The organism is Streptomyces nanshensis (genome assembly GCF_001751255.1).
Lineage (GTDB): Bacteria > Actinomycetota > Actinomycetes > Streptomycetales > Streptomycetaceae > Streptomyces > Streptomyces nanshensis_A.
Map to the genome: position 1 here is coordinate 12,495 of NZ_LJGW01000092.1, position 3,607 is coordinate 16,101.

The following is a 3,607-nucleotide window of genomic DNA, read 5'->3' on the forward strand; positions in this document are numbered from 1 at the left end:
ACGGTCCTCCTCCAGCCCCTGCACTCGTCCCGCGCGCCGTGCCGCCCGGAAGCTGGCGGCGCTCGCGAAGCCCAGCTCCCGCGCGACCTGAGCCTCATCCAGCAGCTCGGCCAACTCCCCGGGCCCGGCCGGGCTCCCGCGCCCGCGGGCGGCCTCCTCCACCCGCCACCGCTTCCACGCCCGCCGCGCCCGCCGCCGGCCCTCGGGCACCCATGCCTCCTCGTCCGGCTCCCGCAGCGCGGGAAGGTTCCCGCTGCGCAGGGACGCGCCGAAGCTGGCGACGCTGCTGAAGCCCAGCAGCGCGGCCGCCTGGGCAGAGTCCAGCAGATCCTCCGCCTCCCCGCCGGCCACCTCGGGCAGCTGCTGGCGGTACACGGCGCTTCCCGCGTGCCGACCCGGCCTCCCGGGCCGGCCCAGATCCCACCGGATGACCGTGCTCAGCCGCCACCAGTACTCCGCCGGCCGCCCCACCACCCCCGCGGGCCCGCGCTCCTTACGGTCCGCGGCCACGAACCACGCCTGCCGCGGCACCTCCGGCCGCCAGCCGAACAACTCCGCCACCTCACGCGCCGAGAGCCACCGGCCCAGAAACCGCACCAGCCGCCGCCGCTCCCACCGCTGCTCCCCGTCCTCGCCCTCAGCCGGCGGCGGAAGCGGCCCGAGCCCGTGCGCCCGGCACCACTTCTCGAGCACCGCGGGCGTCGCTCCGAAAGCGGTCTCCACCTCATGCGCGGTCATCCCCGGCCGTGTGCTCACACCGGCTCCCTCCTGACGGATATCCACTCGCACCGTGACGCCGGCCGCCTGTGGAGAGGGGGAGGGCGCTACCGGAGGTCCCGGGAGGGACGGGGAGTGCGCGCGTCCCTAAAGAACGTGTCCATACGGCACTGAAATCTGATCTGCACCGGTCTTCGGCCGCCGCGCGGGCCGGCGGTACGTCTCCAGCGGGGAGGAAGAGCTGAACCGCCGTCACCAGCCTCTGCGTGCCCGGCGCTTGCTCGCGCGCCCGTACGCACACGCCAGCGCCCGCACAGCCCGCGCGGGGGAGGGAACCACCCGAAATTGCAAATCGGACATAGTGCCAGTTCAGGAACTTCCCGGCAGATTTCCGCGCTCCCCGGGAAGTTCAAATGAGCACTTGCCGGATTGAGTGCGACACCTGTAGAGTTGCGATTGTCAGCAGGGCAGAAAATCGCCGCTCCGCCAGACACTCACCACGTTAAGGGGAGGGTCTGACAACCCCGCCGGATGCCGACCGGAAGCCGGTATGACCAGCGGGGAAGTCATAGCGGAGCGAGCACGATTCTACCCCACTACTGGCCAGCAAACCCCCGAACAGACAGGGAAGGGGAGGGCTTGCCAAAGTGAGTACGACACCTGTACTGTTGTCAGTGTCGAGAGGGAGGGCGGCACACCCGCCCTCTCGGCCACCGATACCGCGCCACCCAAGGGAGACGGACCACATGCTCAGCATCGAAACCATCCTGGATTTCAAGTTCAACGACCTCGCCCGCAGCTTCGCCGACACACACGGGTACGGCGGCGGTCTGTACGGAACACACGGGATGGACGAAATGCGGGACGACGCAGAAGAGCTGACCGTGGCACGCGGATTCGGGCTGATCTCCGGCGACGCAATGGATCAACCGCTTCCGGCAGCTCCGGGCGGGTTCTTCTACGGCCACGAGTGCGAGCGTATCCGGTATCAGGCGAACGCTGAGACAGTGACCGCCGGATTCGAGCGTATCGGGGTCGAGTGCTGGGAATGGCGCGGATACATTGCCTTTGACGCTTCCTCGGCCAAGGGGCGGAAGCTGGCAGAAGAGTACGGCGACGCACTGGCCGCGTACCCGATTCTCGATGAAGAGCGGGTATCCGAACTCGAACACGAAGCGGCCTGCCACCTGGTAGAGCAGGAAATCCGCCTTCCCGACGGCGTCAACGCTGAGGACGTCCTTTCAGAGCTTCCCGAAACCCCCTACTGCGCAGACTGCGGCACTGGCGACCTCACAGACGCCATGGACAAGCTCGGATACACGCAGTGCGCGGACTGCGAAGAGTGGCTGAAGACGGAGACGACCGGCGCACTCTGCTACGACTGCGCCGACGCGTACTCAGAACCCGACTGCGAATGCGTAAGCACCTACGTCGACACCATGCGACACCTGAGCACCCACGTCGACACAACGCGGCTCCCTCTGCGACTCCTGAGCAGCAGCTACCCCACAGAGTCCGACGTACGCGAGATTCAGCGCGGTTGCGAAAACTGCTACCCGGCAATTTACCCGTACGCGGTAGCTGCCTGAAAACGCAAACACGCCGGTGCACCCGGGAAGGTGCACCGGCCCCGGCTGAGAAATGCGCCGCTCATTCTTTCTTCACTTCTTCCGTACCACCGGAAAGGGCACCGAACAATGTTTGACACTCTCGCAACCCCGCGTATCTACGTCGCCAGCCTGACCGACTACAACAATTCATTGCTTCACGGCCGATGGATTGACGTAGACCAGACACCGGACGACATTAACCAGGAAATCGCAGAGATGCTTGCACTGTCTCCGACTGCACGAAAGTTCGGTGAGAAGGCGGAAGAGTTCGCCATTCACGATTTCGACAATTTCCCGGGGGTTGAACTCAGCGAATACGAGTCCATCGACCGGGTGTGTGCCGTTGCGGAAATCCTGAAAGAGTACCCGGCTGCTGTGGTATCCCACATGCTCAGGGAAAATGAAAACCTGGAAATGGAAGAAATCGCCAGCATTATAGAAGACATCTACATTGGCGAATTCTCTGATCACCTTGACGAAATCCACGCTGTAGCGGAATACATGGCGGACGACATCGAGTCGCGTGGAGACCTTCCGGAAATCTACCGACAGCACATCGGAGCAATTGCGGAAAGCATGGCGAACGACGCCATCCAGGGCGGAGAAATTCATGCCCTCTATGAAGGTGCGGGAGTTTGGCACCTCCTTCGCACGTACTGAGAAAACAGAAACCGAGGACACATCGTGAGCGAAAACCAGTACACTGTAAAGGCAAACCGGTCCAGTGTTCACATTGCCGGAATTGCAGAGCGCACCGTTGGAACAGAGTTCGACTATGCACTCACCGCCTGCCCCGCTCTCAGCCGGAGCGGATACCGGATGGAAACGGTCGGAAGTCACGATAACATCGAGGATGCCCTAAGGCAGGCCCGGGTGCACGTGACCGCATCCGCTATCCGGCGCAAGTTGTGCAAGAACTGCGAAGCCGCGGCCGAGGCACTGAGAAGCTGATCAACCGGTCCACCAAGAATGGGAATGGGTAATCAAGCGAAGGAAATGGGTTAGGGTTTCCCTCCCATTTCCTTCGCTGCTTTTTTGGGAAATACCCACAGTAATGGAGCAGCGAAGGGGACGCATTCCGAAAGGATAGCGAGAGCAAATAGAACGTGTCCCCGAAGCGAAGCGAAGGGGGTACGTCACAAGCAACGTCTCCGGCGCGAAGCGCCGGAGTACCCATGACCAGGCGGGAAACCCGCCCACCCGCTCCCGGACGAAGTCCGGGAGCTTTCAGTTCGCTAGCGCGAAGGGCCGAAGGCCCGAGCCCTCCTGGCCGAAGGCCA

General features: G+C 63.8%; 3 protein-coding genes and 1 pseudogene. 3 read left to right on the plus strand and 1 reads right to left on the minus strand.

Annotated features, from left to right (window positions below; genetic code table 11):
- Positions 1-756 (minus strand): annotated as a pseudogene (locus tag AN218_RS04670) (hypothetical protein); the annotation flags it as partial.
- Positions 757-1,463: 707 nt separating this feature from the next.
- On the opposite strand from AN218_RS04670, the gene AN218_RS04675 reads away from it, so the two are divergent.
- From AN218_RS04675 to AN218_RS35970, 3 genes are all read left to right on the plus strand, one after another.
- Positions 1,464-2,306 carry a hypothetical protein gene (locus AN218_RS04675; protein WP_070015339.1) on the plus strand — a complete coding sequence of 281 codons (843 nt, stop codon included), beginning with the start codon at positions 1,464-1,466 and terminating at the stop codon, positions 2,304-2,306.
- Between the two features lie 108 nt (positions 2,307-2,414).
- Entirely contained in the window at positions 2,415-2,987 is a 573-nt protein-coding gene (locus AN218_RS04680) for an antirestriction protein ArdA (RefSeq protein ID WP_070015340.1), read from the plus strand.
- Positions 2,988-3,011: 24 nt separating this feature from the next.
- On the plus strand, positions 3,012-3,278 hold the full coding sequence (locus AN218_RS35970; RefSeq protein ID WP_141747465.1) for a hypothetical protein: 267 nt from the start codon (positions 3,012-3,014) through the stop codon (positions 3,276-3,278).
- Positions 3,279-3,607 lie beyond the last annotated feature (329 nt).

What these genes read in the sequence shown, in the direction of transcription:
- AN218_RS04675 (WP_070015339.1), top strand. Translation starts at nt 1,464, where the DNA reads ATGCTCAGCATCGAAACCATCCTGGATTTCAAGTTCAACGACCTCGCC.
- AN218_RS04680 (WP_070015340.1), top strand. Translation starts at nt 2,415, where the DNA reads ATGTTTGACACTCTCGCAACCCCGCGTATCTACGTCGCCAGCCTGACC.